This window comes from Mycobacterium kiyosense, assembly GCA_021654635.1.
Classification (GTDB): Bacteria; Actinomycetota; Actinomycetes; order Mycobacteriales; family Mycobacteriaceae; genus Mycobacterium; species Mycobacterium kiyosense.
In genome coordinates this window covers 4,648,301-4,664,186 of record AP025179.1, presented here as the reverse complement: position 1 = coordinate 4,664,186, position 15,886 = coordinate 4,648,301, and the positions used below count along the sequence as shown (strand labels likewise).

The 15,886-nt window shown below is 64.1% G+C and carries 16 protein-coding genes and 2 pseudogenes; 4 read left to right on the top strand and 14 right to left on the bottom strand.

The genetic code is table 11. From position 1 onward, the window contains the following. On the bottom strand, positions 1 to 846 hold the full coding sequence (locus L6444_RS21920) for a hypothetical protein (RefSeq protein WP_236977228.1): 846 nt from the start codon (positions 844 to 846) through the stop codon (positions 1 to 3). A gap of 66 nt (positions 847 to 912) precedes the next feature. Here L6444_RS21920 and L6444_RS21915 point away from each other — a divergent pair, with 66 nt between their 5' ends. Continuing rightward, positions 913 to 1,536, top strand: a complete 624-nt coding sequence (locus tag L6444_RS21915; RefSeq protein ID WP_236977226.1) for a TetR/AcrR family transcriptional regulator — start codon at positions 913 to 915, stop codon at positions 1,534 to 1,536. A 27-nt stretch (positions 1,537 to 1,563) separates the two neighbouring features. Here L6444_RS21915 and L6444_RS21910 read toward each other — a convergent pair whose 3' ends face one another. After that, on the bottom strand, positions 1,564 to 2,004 hold the full coding sequence (locus L6444_RS21910) for a pyridoxamine 5'-phosphate oxidase family protein (RefSeq protein WP_236977224.1): 441 nt from the start codon (positions 2,002 to 2,004) through the stop codon (positions 1,564 to 1,566). Between the two features lie 224 nt (positions 2,005 to 2,228). On the opposite strand from L6444_RS21910, the gene L6444_RS21905 reads away from it, so the two are divergent. Continuing rightward, positions 2,229 to 2,597 carry a hypothetical protein gene (locus tag L6444_RS21905; RefSeq protein ID WP_236977223.1) on the top strand — a complete coding sequence of 123 codons (369 nt, stop codon included), beginning with the start codon at positions 2,229 to 2,231 and terminating at the stop codon, positions 2,595 to 2,597. Here the strand turns inward: L6444_RS21905 and L6444_RS21900 are convergent. From L6444_RS21900 to L6444_RS30785, 9 genes and pseudogenes are all read right to left on the bottom strand, one after another. Next, positions 2,587 to 3,135 (bottom strand): phosphotransferase, encoded by a 549-nt coding sequence (locus tag L6444_RS21900; RefSeq protein ID WP_255731323.1) that lies wholly within the window; start codon positions 3,133 to 3,135, stop codon positions 2,587 to 2,589. The two genes, L6444_RS21905 and L6444_RS21900, sit on opposite strands and share 11 nt — an antisense overlap. A gap of 179 nt (positions 3,136 to 3,314) precedes the next feature. Then, positions 3,315 to 3,818 (bottom strand): hypothetical protein, encoded by a 504-nt coding sequence (locus L6444_RS21895; protein ID WP_236977221.1) that lies wholly within the window; start codon positions 3,816 to 3,818, stop codon positions 3,315 to 3,317. A 115-nt stretch (positions 3,819 to 3,933) separates the two neighbouring features. Continuing rightward, positions 3,934 to 4,902, bottom strand: coding sequence for a hypothetical protein (locus L6444_RS21890; RefSeq protein ID WP_236977220.1), 969 nt, complete (start codon positions 4,900 to 4,902; stop codon positions 3,934 to 3,936). Beyond that, positions 4,824 to 5,450, bottom strand: a complete 627-nt coding sequence (locus L6444_RS21885; RefSeq protein ID WP_236977219.1) for a TetR/AcrR family transcriptional regulator — start codon at positions 5,448 to 5,450, stop codon at positions 4,824 to 4,826. The genes L6444_RS21890 and L6444_RS21885 overlap by 79 nt, the downstream gene beginning before the upstream one ends. 44 nt (positions 5,451 to 5,494) lie before the next feature. Then, positions 5,495 to 6,316 (bottom strand): enoyl-CoA hydratase/isomerase family protein, encoded by an 822-nt coding sequence (locus L6444_RS21880; RefSeq protein ID WP_236977218.1) that lies wholly within the window; start codon positions 6,314 to 6,316, stop codon positions 5,495 to 5,497. A gap of 2 nt (positions 6,317 to 6,318) precedes the next feature. Continuing rightward, complete coding sequence (locus L6444_RS21875) at positions 6,319 to 7,347, bottom strand: DUF7064 domain-containing protein (RefSeq protein WP_236977217.1); 1,029 nt, start codon at positions 7,345 to 7,347, stop codon at positions 6,319 to 6,321. Between the two features lie 12 nt (positions 7,348 to 7,359). Next, positions 7,360 to 8,424, bottom strand: coding sequence for a phosphotransferase family protein (locus tag L6444_RS21870; protein ID WP_236977216.1), 1,065 nt, complete (start codon positions 8,422 to 8,424; stop codon positions 7,360 to 7,362). Next, on the bottom strand, positions 8,417 to 9,154 hold the full coding sequence (locus L6444_RS30240; RefSeq protein WP_255730839.1) for an FAD-dependent oxidoreductase: 738 nt from the start codon (positions 9,152 to 9,154) through the stop codon (positions 8,417 to 8,419). The genes L6444_RS21870 and L6444_RS30240 overlap by 8 nt, the downstream gene beginning before the upstream one ends. A gap of 46 nt (positions 9,155 to 9,200) precedes the next feature. Then, positions 9,201 to 9,785, bottom strand: a pseudogene (locus tag L6444_RS30785) (FAD-dependent oxidoreductase); the annotation flags it as partial. 289 nt (positions 9,786 to 10,074) lie between these two features. Between L6444_RS30785 and L6444_RS21860 the strand changes: the two are divergent. Both L6444_RS21860 and L6444_RS21855 read left to right on the top strand, forming a co-directional pair. Next, complete coding sequence (locus L6444_RS21860) at positions 10,075 to 10,812, top strand: hypothetical protein (protein WP_236977214.1); 738 nt, start codon at positions 10,075 to 10,077, stop codon at positions 10,810 to 10,812. 2 nt (positions 10,813 to 10,814) lie between these two features. Continuing rightward, entirely contained in the window at positions 10,815 to 12,116 is a 1,302-nt protein-coding gene (locus L6444_RS21855; RefSeq protein WP_236977212.1) for a protoporphyrinogen/coproporphyrinogen oxidase, read from the top strand. 54 nt (positions 12,117 to 12,170) lie between these two features. Here L6444_RS21855 and L6444_RS21850 read toward each other — a convergent pair. The 3 genes and pseudogenes from L6444_RS21850 to L6444_RS21840 all read right to left on the bottom strand — a co-directional run. Continuing rightward, positions 12,171 to 13,551, bottom strand: a pseudogene (locus L6444_RS21850) (cytochrome P450); the annotation flags it as partial. After that, positions 13,548 to 14,315 carry a hypothetical protein gene (locus L6444_RS21845; protein ID WP_236977210.1) on the bottom strand — a complete coding sequence of 256 codons (768 nt, stop codon included), beginning with the start codon at positions 14,313 to 14,315 and terminating at the stop codon, positions 13,548 to 13,550. The gene L6444_RS21845 and the pseudogene L6444_RS21850, both read right to left, overlap by 4 nt. Before the next feature lie 14 nt (positions 14,316 to 14,329). Then, the gene (locus tag L6444_RS21840) at positions 14,330 to 15,886 is read right to left on the bottom strand and encodes a phytoene desaturase family protein (protein WP_236977209.1); all 1,557 of its coding nucleotides are present in this window, start codon (positions 15,884 to 15,886) and stop codon (positions 14,330 to 14,332) included.

Below are 15,886 nucleotides of genomic sequence, written 5' to 3'. Positions count from 1 at the left end.
CTATTGCACGGCAACGTATTCGGTGCGTTCCGTCGAGTCGTTGTGACGCGCTCTACGGTCGGCGTTGAGCTCAGGAAATCCGCCGTGCAGGAGCTTGACGGCAAACCACACGATCAACACCGAGAAGATGCACGTCACCACCCCGGCCAGGTGGACGAACACCGACGGCACATTCGGGTTTGCGTTGATCAACATGTAAGCCGGCGCCGCCGCGGCGGTGTGTCCGCCGACCACGCAGATCGGGACGAGCGCGAGCACCAACGACTGCCGCCACCCGGTCAGGATCGGCCAGATGGCATAGACCACGACCATCGGCAGGACGACCGACACCATGTTGGCGATTGCCATGTCAATAGGCATGACTCCGGCGACAAGGGGCTGATGACCGTAGTACTTCCACAGCCCGAGTGCGATTGGAATCTGCTCGATCAGCGTGACCGCAAGGAAGGCCACCACCGAAACGACGTACCAGCGCCGCGGGGTCATCGACCGGTGTTCGGCGTAGCGCCAGAGCAGAATTGGGCCCAGTCCGAAGTACCAGACGTAGCCGAGGACGATCGCCCAGGGGATGGGCTGGCCGTCGGTGACGAACGCGTTGATCTGGTTCACCGGCACGTGTTGCACGTTGCCCAGAGTGTCGGCGATCGGCTCGAGCATGATCGAGAAGCCGCCCGCGAGGGCGAACAGCAACGGCAGCGGGGAGCGTTTGCGGTAGGACAGCAACGCGCAGTATGCGACGAATACCGCTGCGCCACCGCCGAAGACCGCAAGCAGGATCTCACCTGCCGGCGACGGCATGACCCAGTGCGGGTCGGGGAGGGGCTGGTTCAAATCGGGTGTGCTCATCGTCACTCCTGGGTTTGCGATAAGCAGTAATTACCACTTATCGCCGGGGGATGTCAAGATATTCCGATGGCACGCCGACCGCGCCGGAGCACCCCCGAGGTGCGGCATCTGATCCTGCAGGCAGCTCGCGAGCGATTCGCCGCGGACGGGTTTGCCGGAGCCACCACGATCGCCATCGCCAAAGCGGCCGACGTGTCCGAGACAGTTCTCTTTCGTCATTTCCCAACCAAGGAAAGTCTTTTCGAGGCCGCGGTAGTAGAGCCGTTCGAGGAGTACGTCGCGGGCTACACCGAGAGTTGGCGGCACGTGCCGGTAACCTCGGCGGATCCAGCGACGGTCCTGCGCGACTACGCCGCGGCGCTGTTCGACATCGTGGCCGCCGAGCGGGAGCTGTTTGCCGCGCTCATGGCCAGGGGTCTGCACAGCGACGAGCTCACCGCCGCGTTCGCCCGGCTCGACGAGATGGCCGAGATCGTGGCCGCGCAGTACCACCTCGATTACGACGGACCCGTTGCCGTCCGAGCCGCATTCATGATGGTGATGTCCAGCAGTGTGTTCTACGAATCGCTGTTCGCCGGCGCCGCGGGGATGACCAGGGATCGGATCGTCGCAGAGCTGGGTGAAATGCTCGTCGGCGCCGCGTTGCATAAGCGAGGCGGTATGCCGCCCCGGCGCAGCGCCGACTCGTGAGGTCCGTCTTCGCGTGGGGTTGCCGAGTCAGGCCCGAGTGCGCGCGTAACTGAAGTTCAGCGCGGTCAGCTTGGTCGGTTCCATATGCAGGAACACCGCACCCGGAGGACCGCCATCGCGCAGGTAGCCCCGGTAGTCATCCGGCGCATCCGACCACGCATCTTCGTCAGGACCCAGGTAGCGGTACAGCAGGCGGCGGGCACGCTCGACGTCGTATTCGTGCAGTGTCACGGAGCCGTTGGCGATCACCTGCTTGACGATTCCGGTGTCGAAATCGCCTACGTCGACACAGAAAGCGACGCGAGGGTCCTTCTGCACGCGTTCGTAGAGTTTCGCCCAGGGGCCGCTGATGATCCAGAACGCCTTGCCGTCCCAGTGATACCACAGCGGCCTGATGGTTGGGCCGTTGGTGGCCAACTGTCCGGTGTGCGGTCCGGACAGGAAGTCGTCGATTTCGTCGGGAGACATCGAAAGATCGTCCACGAGCTTTCCTTGCCGCTATGTGAGTGTCGAATCGAATTTAGCACGCACCGTGAACGAACGTTTTTGATACAGAAGAACCGGCCGACCCGTCGGTTGGGCGATGTCGGGAAGAAGGGCACTCCACTTGGTATGCCATACTGCGATTTCGGTTAACGTTCGTTCGAATAACAATCAGCTCAGGCGCAGCAGACTCAGGAAGGAACGGTGCAATGGCTCTGCCAACAACGACGATTCTCGCAGGAGCGCGCTCAGCGATCGGCGCCAGTGGATGGCTGATGCCGATAACCGCCGCAAGGGTGTTCGGAATGAACGTCTCCGAGGATGTCAGCGCGGCGCTCTTCTTGCGGCTCGGCGGCACGCGGGACTTTGCGCTGGCCGTCGCTCCGTTGGTGACCGAGCGCCGGTCGAGGTCTCAGATGTTAAAGGTTGCCGCCGCATGCGACCTTGGCGACATACTGGCCGCCGGCATCGCGCACCGGCGCGGAAAAATCTCCAAACTCAGTGCGGCGCTGTTTGTTTCGGCCTCACTTGGTTGCCTGGCACTGACCACCAAAGCGCTCGTCGAGGCTAGTGAATAGAGGGCAGTCCCGAGGTCGCTGGTGACTGCTTAAGGGCGCCAAAGCAATCCAAATCATCGATCATGGCCGTCATGCGCTCCAGGTTGGCCAGCGACACCTCGTCGGGTTGCATAGCCGGCTGCAAGCGGCCGGCGCCGATCGTATAGAGCCAGAACACCAGACCGTGGAAGGCTTGCTGACGGTACGCCAGCCAGGCTTCGTCGAACGAGAGCGCGGGGCCTCCCGAGGCGAACAGGCGGTCGATGTACAACTCGATCAGCTCGCGCTCCCATGCGCGCCGATCCTCCACGGTCAGCGCCGAACTGAGAGCGTAGGCGACGTCGAGGGCCCACACGCCGCGAGTGATCAGCTGCCAGTCGTACAAGCCCATGCCCCCGTCCGGGGTCAGGTACCAGTTGCGGGAATGCACGTCGGAGTGCAGCAGTGTGTTGGGGGCCGAACCGTGCATCGCCAGCGACGTCATCAGCGCCGGGAACACCTCGGTCCGGTGGCGACGGAACCCGGCGGGGAAGACCGACTCCGCGCGGTCGAAGCCGATCAGGGTGCGACGCGGAAAGGCGATGGTGTCGTTGACGTCGACCTGCCACCGGTAGGCATCCTTGACGAGGGGTCAGATCGCCGGCAAAACGCGGGCTCTCCCATAGTGTTCCGTGGACGTTGGCCAGGGTGATGATGATCGCTTCGGCCCTGGTCCGGTCGATGTAGTGCTTAGTCGGATCACCGAAAGTTGCGTTCTTGCTGGTCGCCACGTCTTCCATCAAGAACATCGAGCGCCCGGATCTGTTGTCCACCGCCATGTAATAGCCACGGGGGGCTTCGATGTCGAGGGGTGGGGCGGATCCGGTCGTAGAACAGCGCCTCGCACGTCAAGGCCGCTGACGGGACCGTCACCGCCCGGGAGGTCAGTTTGGGCGTGGACTTGGTGAAGATCGATTTCGGAAGTCCGGCCGCGCGCCCGACGTCGTTGTAGTCGACGGCCAGGACTCGCCTCGTGGTCGACCCGTCGCTTCCGGACGCGGTGGATACCGCGGTCACCCATGCGCCCGGGTGTCCGCGGCACAGGGCGGCGGTGAGCCACTCGGGTGTCAGCGCGTCGACCGAGGGCGGGATCTCGGCCAGCGTCGTCGGTTTGGGACGGCGCACCCGCTCGTTGACGATGTGTGCGCCGATTCGTCCCAGCTGGCCGGCGACTCTGAGCTTCTGGGTGAGCGGTTCGGGCATGAAGCGTTCCTTCGCTGACGAGATCATGCGTTTTTATTGATACAACTTATATCAAAAATGAGCCGGCGTGAGTAGACCCTCGACCGTGCAGCATCCGGTCGACGGTTCGCTCAGGTCACACCCTTTGTGCTGCACTGTCCTGCGGGTTGGGTAGCGAGTCGATCGACGCCCGGTCGCGCAGGACCGCCTGACGCAAGGCGATGAAGTTGACGATGAAGAAGCCGCTGAACACCACGACCGGGACCCAGACGCCGAAGATGCCGTTCCACGCGAAGGGGCCCCTATGGAAGAAGAAAAGTAACTGATCGGGAACGATCGTCAACGCCATCCAGCCGTTTGCGTATCCGCACCAGCGCGGAAATACCGGGGTCGGGCTCTTGTCGCACAGTGCTGCGACCATTACCGCCAGCGGCATCGCCAAGTACATGGTGATACCGCCGAGAAACTGCAGCCACGCCATGTCGTTCATCAGGTAGATCAATTCGGCCCGCCGATCAGGGCGGAAGGCGGCGGTGAGCCACCAGATCGCGGGATAGAAGGTCAGCACCATATTGCCGGCGGCGCCCAGCAGGAACGTGTAGGTCAAGACGCCGGCCGTGCCCTCGATGCGGGCGAGGAACTGCGACATCACTGCGGCGAATGGGATGAAGATCAACGCGGCGAGCATGACGACCAGCATGGCGATCCGGATTCGCGTGTAGTCACTTTGGTAGAGCGCGGCGATCTGGTTGGCGTCCGCGGAAGGCGCGGTGGGCGGTAGGAACCCGGCGATAGCCCCCCAGCCGATGAAGAGTGCAGCCAGATAGCCGATCGCACACCACGCGCCGAACATCTGGATGCGCGACTTGGTCATGGGCTCCATCGTCTTCTCCTCCGACCGACCCGTGGCAGCCGCGACGCCCGAGGTGCCCGTGCGGGCGACGCTCCGGTGCGGTGCCAGAGGTATCGTACCGGAGCGGAGGAGCGATTCAGCAAGTTTTTGTAAACGTTCGTTTACGTAGAATTTCAGGCTGAACGCGCGGCAGTTCGCTTCGGTCGGACGCTCTTCGTGGGCGTCGGGCGCGACGCCTCGCTGCCCAGCCACTCCAGACTATGTAGCGCCATCCCGGTCAGGATGTCGGCCAGGCCCGCGGTCCGCAGCGCTTTCTCCGGCCACATCGAGGTCGAGTCGATCAGTCCGTGCGTCGCGTGGACGGCCGCGTTGAGGACCTCGCTGGACTGGTCCGGATAGCAGGCCTGCAGGCAGTCCACCCAGTGGTCGATGTAACGCTTGATTCGGGCGCGCAGCCTCGAACGGTAGGCCTTCGGGATCGAATTGCGTTCTCGGGTCCACACGCTCATCAGTTCGCGTTCCTCCAAGGCCCGCTGCACATGGCCGCGCACCAGATGCTCCAGCTCTTCTCGGGGATCGTCGAAATGTCCACCCGTCGACATCAGGACGCGATCGATTGCCTCGTCCAGCAGCGTGATCAAGATCTCGTCTTTGCCGCTGAAATAACGGTAGATCGCCGGCCCGGACACACCGGCTTTCTCGCCGATGAGGTCCACGCCTACCCCGTCGAAGCCGCGCTCGTGGAATAGGTGCATCGCGGTCCGCAGGATCTGCTCTGAACGGTCGTTACGAGTCGCCATTGCTCAACGGTAGCGCAGATGCCCGGATCGGACCCGGCATCCGCTCACCGGTTGCGGTCCGGCGGCTTACGTTCGGCCAGGCGGGGCGGCCTTTTCTCGGCGAACGCCTGTGTCGCCTCGGCGAAATCGGGTTGTTGCTGAAGCCAGCCCTGGGTCTCCGCTTCGTAGGTCAGCTTGACTGGGAAGTCGCTTTCCAGAGCTCGCTGGTGCGCGTGCTTGATCGTTGCCACGCTGACCGACAGTTCGGCGAAGCGCCGGGCCATCGCTATCGCGTCGGTCAGCGCCTCACCGTCCTCGGCCAGCCGGTTCACCAGGCCCCAGTCGCGTGCCTCGGTGGCCGAAACGCGTCCTCCCAGCAATGCCATCTCGTTGGCACGCCCCAGCCCGACGACCCGGGGAAGCAACCACGTCAGGCCCGCATCGGGCATCAGTCCAATCTTTGCGAACGACAACTCAAAGCGCGCTGAAGCGGCCGCAACACGCAGATCGCACGCCAGCGCAAGCGACACTCCCGCACCGGCCGCCACCCCGTTGATCGCGGCGACGACGGGGATCTGTAGCGACCGCATCGTGAGCACCAGTGGGTTCCATGAGTCGAGCAGCACCTTCCGGGCGTCGCCTACGTCGCCGGAAATGTCCGCGCCCGCGCAGAATCCGCGGCCCGCGCCGGTCAGCACGACGGCGCGGATCCGGCTGTCGGCTTCCAACTCGAGGAAAGCCGATCTCAGCGTGTCCCCGGCCTCCGGGGTGACGGCGTTGAGTCGTGCGGGTCGATTGATCGTGATGACGCCCACGGTGTCGTCGCGCTCGACGAGTACGTCTGAGGCGGGCCGGGCAGCTGCGGTGGCGGGAATCGAAGAAACCATCGCTACGACTGTCCTAGAAACTGTCGGACATAATCGTGCCACTGCACCTGTTGTAGGTCGCCATAGCAGACCTGGCCCGCGCACTCCCAACGTGCGAGGCACACCCAGGTATCCATATTCGGCCACAGGGGAATATGGTTGGCCGCAACGACCTCACCGCGGATCTGGTACTCGCGTCCGGTGGCGTCGATCATCTCCATCTCGATGGTGGTCGGCGCCAGTGTCGAATAATCGTGGCCGACGAGCTTTCGGGTGGAGACGATCGGAATCAGCTGGCCATCCCGGCGCACCCAACCTCCTTTGGTCGGGTCGCCACCCGGAACCTGCAGCTGGCCCTTCCATTCGGGCTCCAGATCGGGATGATCGTACGTGCTGCAACCGAACATCAAGTTCTCGCTGAAGACGCCGGTGATCCAGTCGAATGGCGGTGTCGGGGCGTGTTGTTCGCTGCGACTTTGTCCCCACGAACGATCGCGGACATGGGTGCAGTCCACCTGGTACGTCTTGCCCCGCAACGTGAGTTCGCCGCGTGCACGCACCGCCTGCTCGAAGTGCATGCCGGTTTGCAACAGCATCGGCTCCATCAGGGCCTGCGTCTCGATGTCGAACGAGTTGTTGCGTGATTCGTCGGTGTAGCGCAGTCGATGCCTCTTGAGCGGTTCGATCGTCTGGACGTGGTAGCCGTTGTCGAATTTGTAGTCCCACAAGTCATTCGCCAGAACGTCCTCGCTCATGAAGGACGTCCAGTTGACCAGTTCGGACTGGAGGAAGTGTCGTTTGACGCCCTGCCATACCCAGGCGCCACCGCTGACCACACCCAGATTCGGGTGATGCCACACATAGGTCAGCGCATGGATGTTCTCCTCCGGGACGCTGAAGCCGAAAAATTGGGTTTCGGTCAGGGCGGGTGATCTATTCGTGTCTTTGAATTGTGGATGGAGCAGGTCGTCCTCGGGTACAGCGGTTCCGAACGACAGGTTCTTTTCTTCCCAGAACGCCTTGTCATGCGTTTGAATGGTTTCACTGGACATCGTTGTCCCCCTTCATGATTCCGCGAGATCCCAGCACGGCTGCAACAGCGGCGCCTGGGCTTCACGTTCGGCTTCCGTCATGTTTCTCTGCAGTGCGCTGACCGCGACGATGATCATGTACGCGGCGAACTTCTTGAAGTAGTCGAAGTCGTGCAATGGTCGGCCGCCGGCGGCGCGGTACCTGGCCAGCCATTCGTCTTCGCTTGGTGGCTGCAGCAATCCGCTGTCGGGCGGCGCCGCGAAGATGCGATTGCTGACGCATTGCAGGGCGAGGTCCGCCTCGGCGCGCCCAAGGCTCGACATCTCCCAATCCAGCACCGCTGCCAGTCTCGTGCCGTCGAAAAAGTAGTTCTGCAGTGTCGAGTCGCCGTGCATCAACTCCGGCTCACCCTCGGGAAGGTGGTCGAGCAGCCACCCGCGGACCGGAACCAGGCGCTCGAACGTTGGCAGGTGCACCCAATCCCAGGTCTGCCAATACCAATTGATGAGGCGCTCCAGCGGTGCGAAACCCGGTGCGTTCATCACGAAGTTCTCCAGGCCTCGCGCCTTGATGTCGGTGTTGTGGATGGCAACCAACGCCGTCATGATCTTGTTCAGCATCTCCTCCCGATCGGCCGGCGACGCCTCGGCGATCGGTCCCTGAATGAAGGCGGCTGGATGCTGGCCCCGCCCCCGCACCCGCGACATCACGTATCCGGCGGCGCCGAGCCAGCGGCCATCGGGGTCCAGCCACAATGGTTCGGGCACCGGCACATCGGTGCCGTACAGAGCGCGCTGTACCTGGAACTGTCGCGACAAGTCGTATTCGAAGAACAACCGTTTGTCGCTGACCGGCGCGTGACGCAGCACCAGCTCGCGGGTGACACGGCCGCGGTCACTGTCCAGAGTTGCGTCGAACAGCACTGTGCCACTTGAGGCGCCGACTTCACCGCCGTCGCCGATCACCGTCACCTCGACGCTGCCGCTGACATCGGGCTGCTCTTCGATGAAGCGACGAATCTCGTCGGCGGCGACTTTGTGAACGACGTCTTTGCCGGCGCCGATCACAGAGCTCAGCATTGATTGGACATCAGCCATGAGTGAACTCCTTTTGTTTGGCCCAGATGCGTCGACTCTGGTGGGTGGTCAAGTTCGCCGCGGCGCGGTTGCCCCAGGCGACGGCCGTATTCTGGCCGGTCTGCGATAAGTAGTCGCCGGCGAATTGAATGCGCGACCGTGGATTCAGGCTCGAGGTGAACTCGGCGATCTGCTGATAGACGCCAACGCGTGCCTGCGGCAACGCCACTGGCCACCTGCGCACATACGTGAAATCGACGGTACCGCTGAGCTCCGGGAACAGTCGCAGGACTGTTTGCAGTGAGCGCGCCACCAATTCGTCGTCGGAGCGCTGCATCCATGCGCTGGCCGCCGACATCTCCCAGCACACCGAGAGCAGTCCGTGGCCGGACGGCGCACGGTCTGGCGCCTTGTTGTTCTCGACGATGATCATGCAGACCTCGCGGTCTTCGGCGGCGGGCAGCTGGATCAGGAATGCCGGTGTGTTCGCCGGGCGGGTGGTGCCGATGGCGACGTTGATCGCCTGGGTGAACTTGAGCGTGGCGTTGAGCAGGCCGAGTCGTGTTCTGGCGGGAGCGCAGATCGTGGCCGCGACGGGCAGTGGGGTGGCGACGACACACGCGTCGGCCTCGACCGTCTTCGTCTCTCCTTCGGGGTCGCGATATTTCAGGCGCACACCATCGTTGGTTTCGGTCAGTGAAAGTGCGGGGGGAGCACAGGTGCACCGTGCGCACCTGTGCCAGCAGCGCATCGATGATCGCGCCCTGCCCACCCGTCAGCGTCGACAGGCGGCCGGCCACCGCATTGACCAGACCCGACATCAACTCGACGCGGCTGACCTTGTCGGAGTTGGTGAGCAACAACGCGCGCGTGATCGGTTCGCCGAAGTAGGCGTCGGCTTCGGCCCCGGCCAGCCTGCGTACGTAATCGCGGGCGGTCTCGGTGTCAAGCGGTGCCGCGGCGCGCAGGTCATCGTAGGACAGCATGCCGCGCAGACTGGCTCGCGCGACGTCGAGCACCACCCGTGCCAGCCTGACCTTGGTGGACCAGGACAGCGCATCGGTTTTCAGCCCCGAGCGGATCAACCGATCGAGGCGCAACAGCCGGACCCGGCCGTCGCGGTAGATGCCGAGATATGGGGCCGTGTCCACGATGGACAGCCCCAGCTCGTTGGCCAGCTGCGTGGCAATCGGGTATCGCGCGGCGAACGCCGTCGCGCCGGTGTCGACGCGATAGCCGTCCTGCACGATGGTCTCGACGCGGCCGCCCGCGCGGGATTCCGCTTCGAAGACTTCCACCTCCCAGCCTGCCTGCTGCAGACGGTAAGCGGCAGTGAGGCCGGCGATTCCAGCGCCGGCGACAACTGCGCGCCGTGCTTTCACGATCGATGTTCGGGGCACCTGGTGGCTTCTAGGGCTCTCGTGGCGGAGGGTTATTTTGAGACAGTAGGGTTTAATAATAGTTGGTGTCAACCATCGTTTACGGAAATCTTCGGATCGAGGAGCTGATGACCCGAATTTTCACTAATTCAGAACTTACGTCGGGGTCTAAACCGTGTTCCGCGAGGTACTCTGTGACCGTACGAAAAGCGGCAACGATCGTTTACAATTCTTCGATGTCTCAACCCAGATCGGAGTGCGGGGACCGCGAGCGGCCGAGGAGGAGGGCGAATTGCTATCGCCACAGGCAAATCTGAGACTCCTGAAGCAGACTTCGTGGAGCGGCTTCGTCTACATCGCCTTCCTGATGGTCGGCATCTGGCCGCTCGCCGGCTTTTTCCCTTCGCAGCCGCCGAGCTGGGACGCCGCCCGGATTACCCGGGTCTACCACGACAACGTCATGGGAATCCGCATCGGAATGGTGCTGGTGCTGGTAGGCTCGATGTTCTATGTGCCCTGGACGGCGATGCTGGCCAAACTCATCGCGGCCGTGGAGGGCAAGCCGGGCATCCTGACGTTCTGTCAGATCATCGCCGGCTGTACCAATGTGCTGCTCACCGCGTATCCCGCAGGCTGGTGGCTCACCGCGTCGTTTCGCTCCGAGCGCGATCCGCAGATCGTGCAACTGCTCAACGACATCGCCTGGCTGCAGTTCCTCGGCGTGATAGCACCGTTCTACTTCGTCGTCATCAGCATCATCTACGCCTCACTTGCCGACGAGGACCCTGATCCGATCATTCCGCGCTGGGTAGGATGGTTCAACGTCTTCTTCATGCTGGACCTGATACCGCTGAGCATCATCTTCTTCTTCAAGAGCGGTCCGTTCGCCTGGAACGGGTTGTTCGGCTTCTACCTGCCGTTCGCGACGTTCTGGGTCTGGTTCTTCGTGATGTACTACGCGATCCGCAAGTCGCTGCACCGGTTGGACGGAGTGCCCGAGCGGCCGGTGGCTGCGGTCAAGGTGGCGTGAGCATGCCGCAAGCCGCGATAGTCGGAGCCGGCTTGTCCGGGCTTACGGCGGGCTATCGGCTGCAGACCGCCGGATGGCAGGTCGATGTCTTCGAGGCGACGAACTCGCCCGGTGGCCGGGTACAGACCGTGCGCCGCGATGGCTACGCGGTCGACACCGGGGCTTCTGCGCTCGGTTCGACATACCACAGCTACCTGGCGTTGGCGCGCGAACTCGGCATCGAAATGCGGCCCACCGCACCATATATCGGGATCCGTCGCGCCGGCGCGACGCATCTGCTCGACATGGACAAGATGGTCCGTTCTGGCTTGACGACGCCGTTGCTGTCGCTGGGCGCAAAGCTGCGGGTGCCGCGGTTGGCGATTGACGTGGCGATGGCCAAGGCGCGCGGCCGTCTGGACTACGCCGACATGCGCAAGGCCGCACCACTGGACACCGAAAGTGCGCGTGCCTACGCCAAGCGTGCATTGTCCGCAGAAGTCGACAGCTACCTGTGTGAGCCGATCGTGCGGACCATGTTGATCGCCGACACCGACAAGGTGTCCAAGGTGGAATTGTTCTCCGGGATCGGCAACATCTTCACCGCCAAGATCCTGGCCGCCGCCGGCGGGCAGGGCCGGGTCCCCGAGGCGCTGGCCAGCCGCCTGAAGGTTCACCTGCAGACGCCGGTCGTGGAGGTACGGCGGCACGAAAACGGGGTCCGAGTCACGCATTCGGGGACGACGTCGGACTACGATGCCTGCGTCGTCACGTGCCCGCTGCCCGAGGCGGCAGCCATCTGCGTCGATGATCGCGGCATCCTCGGTCCGCTCGACGAAAGCCTGGGCTATACCCAATGCGTCAGTGTCGCTGTCGGCACCAGCAGGCCACCGGACTGCCCGGCGTTTCTGGTGATGTTCCCGTCGGTGGAGGATCCCGATATCGCGCTGATGTTCCTCGATCACAACAAGGCCCCCGACCGCGCGCCGGCCGGCCGCGGCCTGCTGAGTTGTCTGTGGGAAACCGGCGCCTCGCAGCGGATGATCGATGCCCCCGACGAGCAACTGATCCAGCACACCCTGGCGTCGGTGTTCGAGGTGTTTCCCGAACTGCGCCACACCGTCGAATTCACCCACGTGACCCGGTGGCGGCGGGCGTTGCCCTTCACCCGGATCGGCGCCTACCAGGACATCGGGCGCCTCAACTCCGAACTCGACCCGGCATCACCGGTGCAGTACGCCGCCGACTTCATGTCGGCGGCCGGGCAGAACACCGCCGTAGAGTTCGGAAATCGGGCCGCGCACAACTTGATTGGCGCACATTAGACCTGAGTGGGTCAGGTATGCCGCAACGTCGGCGAGGCCACGCCCCCGCGGGGTTTCAACGGGGCAGCGGGGTGTCTCGGCGGCCGGGAGCGGGGCCGGCGCTGCGCCGCGGACCGACTCAATGCAGATTCGAGCGCCGCGGTGCGGCGCCAGGATGACATGCTTCACGCGTTGCCGTTCATCGCGTGCCGCAGTCGTTCGCAGCTGGACGCGGCGGAGAACCTCGCGTAGTACGACTCGCATCTCGACCATCGCGAATGTCGCACCCAGACAACGCCGATTGCCGCCGCCGAACGGCAGCCAGGTAGTGGGACCGAGCGTGGTGCCGAGCATCCGGTCCGGGTCGAACCGGTCCGGATGGGGGTATTGCGCCGGGCTTGCGTGAACCAGCCCGATGCCCGGGGCGACCATCACGCCGGCGGGCAGGTGGTAGCCCGCCAAAGTCGACGGGCCGCGTCAGGACGCGACCGACGTCGAAGACGATGGGGCGAATCCGCAATGTTTCCTTGGCGATTGCGTCGAGGTACTCGTCGCCTGCGGGATCACCGGCCGCACTCGCGTCGGCTGCGCGTACCGCCCGGCGCAGGATGACGGGATGCCTGACGAGCCGCTCCAGCGCCCACGAGAGTGCCGTGGCGGTCGTGTCATGTCCGGCGGCCAGCAGGGTCATGAGTTGGTCACGCAGTTCGGAATCGGTCATGGTTCGACCGTCGTCGTGGCTGGCCCGCACCAGCATCGCGAGCACGTCGGTGCGCTGGGCAAGATCGGTAGCAGCGCGTCGATCGGCAATCTCGGCATATAGGAGTCGGTCGGCTTCCTCGATGCGGCGGCGCACATATCGCCAGGGCCGCCGCAGCTGCAGGTCGGGATTCGCAATTGCCAACGAGGCCCACGGGCCCAGGTTGAGCAGCGCCGGCATCACCTCGCGCAATGCGGCGAGTCGGTCGGGATCGGTGGCGCCGATGACCGTCCGCAAGATCACCTCGAGGGTGATCTCGGACATCTTGGGCGCCACCGGGAATTCCACCCCCACCGGCCAGCTGTTGACGCTGGCCGCGGCAATCTCGGAAATCACACCGGCTTGGCGTGTGACGGCGTCGCGCTGGAACGGCGCGATCATCAGACGTCGCCGGTCACGGTGCAGGTCTCCGTCGATCACCAGCACCGAACTTTCGCCCACGAACCCCGCGAGCAACGAATTCGCTTCGCCAGCATGGTAAACGGCGGGATCACCGGCGAAGACGGCCTTGATGTCGGCGGGGTCGTCGAGGTAGACGAGCGTCCCCATGGTCGCGATGCGCAACGCGAACACGCTGCCGTACCGGCGCCGGCAGGCGGCCACGAAGCGTGGCCAGTAGCGCAGCATCAGCGCGGTCTGCACCGACCGGGGGAGCGGTGGACCGGGAGGCAATCGATTCCGCTTCGTTGCGGTCATGATCGCAGCATACGAGTGTCTTCTGGCCCGGCGCCCTCGGCTATCTGGAGTGTCAGGGCTCTATGCACCGTCCACGTCATCGACACAAGCCAGGCGACGAGCCCGGTGAGGGGTACGAAGAAGCCGAGGATTCCATTCCAGGCCCACGGGCCTGTCTTGAAGAACAGAATCAGGCCGGCGGGAATGATGAGGATGGCGGCCCACAGCGTGAGGTAGCCGACCCAGCGGGGAAGAATCGGCGCGGGCCGGTTGTCCATGAGCACAGCCGCCGCGATGCAGAACATCTGGACTTCGACCGACCAGATGACCAGGACGAAAAGAATCCACCCGGTGTCGTTGAGCGCGCGGGTGATGTCGACCGGCCGGTCACCGGAACGGAAGGCCGTCGCCATCCAGATACCGACCGGAAAGATGAACTCGAGCGAGAAGAGTGCGCACGACAGCGTCTGGGTTGCAGCAAGCGCCTTGGCACCGGGGATCCGCCGGATCTGGCCCCCGATCGCCACGCCCCACGGCACCCAAAGCGCACAGGCCGCCATGGTGACGACGAGATTGACCCTAATCATCGTGGGGTGTGCGTTGTACAGGTTGGCGATTTGTTCCGACGTCGCCCAGGGGCGATGCGGCGGCAGGAAGCCGCCCAGCCAGAACGAGATCAGGAATAAGACCATCATCACCGGTCCGGTCCAGATCAGTACCCTTTGGACCTTGGCTTCCAGGACTGCGCCGGAGTCCGGGCCGTCCGCCGAAATGTTGCCGGCCACCAATATGCCTGTGACTAGAGCGATTTGAGGACGGTGCGAGCGGTGGTCCTGCCTGCCCAGCCGTGCACACCGCCCATCGGGTGCGCACCCGCCCCGGTATGCCACAGACCGGGGATGGGGGTGCGGTAGCCAGCCAGCGCCGCGGTCGGACGATTGGGTCCCATCTGATTCAGCGACATGTCGGCAACGACGTAGCTGCCCTCGTACGTCATCTCCCGCAGTTCGTCGGGACTCTTCACCCAGCTGCCGATGACGCTGTCGCCGAAGCCGGGGGCCAACTCGTCGACCTTGCGGATCGCTTGCGCCGCGTAAGGTTCGCGGTGTTGCTGCCAGTCGCTGCCATCGGCGAAGTTCTGCGGGACCGCGGTGCAGAACAGGTACATCGTGTCTCCGGAATCGCCCGGCGGCACCTGTGATCGGTCGAACGCCGAGGGCATCAGGGCCCACATCGGCGTCTCGGACGGTATGCGGCCGTGCATCGCGGTGTCGAGGGCCCGGTCGACGTAATCCTTGGAGTCGCCGATCAGCATATAGCTGCCCCAGAGCTCTGGCCTGTCGCACAACAGTTTTGGACGCTCGGACAGCGCGACGTCGATCTTGGCGTTGTTGATGCCCCAGCCGTTGATTCGGATGTTACGGACCTCGTCGAGAACCGGCTCCGACACATGCGCCGGGTCGACGAGCTTGCACATCAGCGAAACCGGATCGACCGCTGCGACAACCTGTTTGGCGGACAACACCTCGCCGCTGGCCAGTCGTACGCCGGCGGCCTGCCCGCCGCGGACCAGGATCTCTTCGACCGCTGCGTCGGTGCGGGTCTCGCCGCCGTGATGGCGCAGGCAGGCCGATAGCGCTTTGGTGAACTCGGCCATGCCACCGATCGGGCGTTTGATGCCCCAGCCGATGTGCATCATGATCACCCCGAGCACCGCACCCGAGCCCGGTTCGCGCAGCGGAGCTTCCGAACCGGAGGCGTAGATCGCCAACAGCGACTTGACCTCTTCGGACTCGAACATCGTCTCGATGAGCTGATGCGGCGAAGCCATCAACATCCGCGCGACGGGTGCGAGATTGCGGCGTTTGCGTACCGCCCGCCAGCCCAGCTCCGCGACCGTCTTGACCCGCGGCCGGGTGGGGTGATCCATCAGATAGGGCGCCGCCACATACCAGAAGTCGCACCACATTTCGCACAGCTGAGCGAACTTTGAGGCATCTCGTTTCGAGTATCGCCGGATCTCTTCGACGGTACGGTCGAGCGAACGCCACAGCCCGATCGACTGACCTTCCGGCCCCAGGTAGGCGCCCCACGGTTCCGGACTCGCTTGGCGCAGGCCGAACGATTCCAGGCGAAGCTCGCTGATGATTGACGGCTCCAGGTTGGTGAACAGCAGATCCACCGCGCACGGGTTCATCACGAATCCTGGCGCCTCGGCCACGGTTTCGCGCGAGTAGGTCATGCCGCCGAGCCACGGATTGCGTTCGAGGACTACGACCCGCTTGCCGGCCCGGGCGAGATAGGTGGCACAGGTCAGACCGTGGTGGCCGCCGCCCACGACGATGGCGTCATACAT

Excerpts from the sequence above, each read along its gene's own strand:
- L6444_RS30240 (WP_255730839.1), bottom strand. The coding sequence starts at position 9,154 with ATGCGCTGCTGGCACAGGTGCGCACGGTGCACCTGTGCTCCCCCCGCA.
- L6444_RS21915 (WP_236977226.1), top strand. The coding sequence starts at position 913 with ATGGCACGCCGACCGCGCCGGAGCACCCCCGAGGTGCGGCATCTGATC.
- L6444_RS21840 (WP_236977209.1), bottom strand. The coding sequence starts at position 15,886 with ATGTATGACGCCATCGTCGTGGGCGGCGGCCACCACGGTCTGACCTGT.
- L6444_RS21875 (WP_236977217.1), bottom strand. The coding sequence starts at position 7,347 with ATGTCCAGTGAAACCATTCAAACGCATGACAAGGCGTTCTGGGAAGAA.
- L6444_RS21905 (WP_236977223.1), top strand. The coding sequence starts at position 2,229 with ATGGCTCTGCCAACAACGACGATTCTCGCAGGAGCGCGCTCAGCGATC.
- L6444_RS21870 (WP_236977216.1), bottom strand. The coding sequence starts at position 8,424 with ATGGCTGATGTCCAATCAATGCTGAGCTCTGTGATCGGCGCCGGCAAA.
- L6444_RS21885 (WP_236977219.1), bottom strand. The coding sequence starts at position 5,450 with ATGGCGACTCGTAACGACCGTTCAGAGCAGATCCTGCGGACCGCGATG.
- L6444_RS21895 (WP_236977221.1), bottom strand. The coding sequence starts at position 3,818 with ATGCCCGAACCGCTCACCCAGAAGCTCAGAGTCGCCGGCCAGCTGGGA.
- L6444_RS21910 (WP_236977224.1), bottom strand. The coding sequence starts at position 2,004 with ATGTCTCCCGACGAAATCGACGACTTCCTGTCCGGACCGCACACCGGA.
- L6444_RS21880 (WP_236977218.1), bottom strand. The coding sequence starts at position 6,316 with ATGGTTTCTTCGATTCCCGCCACCGCAGCTGCCCGGCCCGCCTCAGAC.
- L6444_RS21855 (WP_236977212.1), top strand. The coding sequence starts at position 10,815 with ATGCCGCAAGCCGCGATAGTCGGAGCCGGCTTGTCCGGGCTTACGGCG.
- L6444_RS21920 (WP_236977228.1), bottom strand. The coding sequence starts at position 846 with ATGAGCACACCCGATTTGAACCAGCCCCTCCCCGACCCGCACTGGGTC.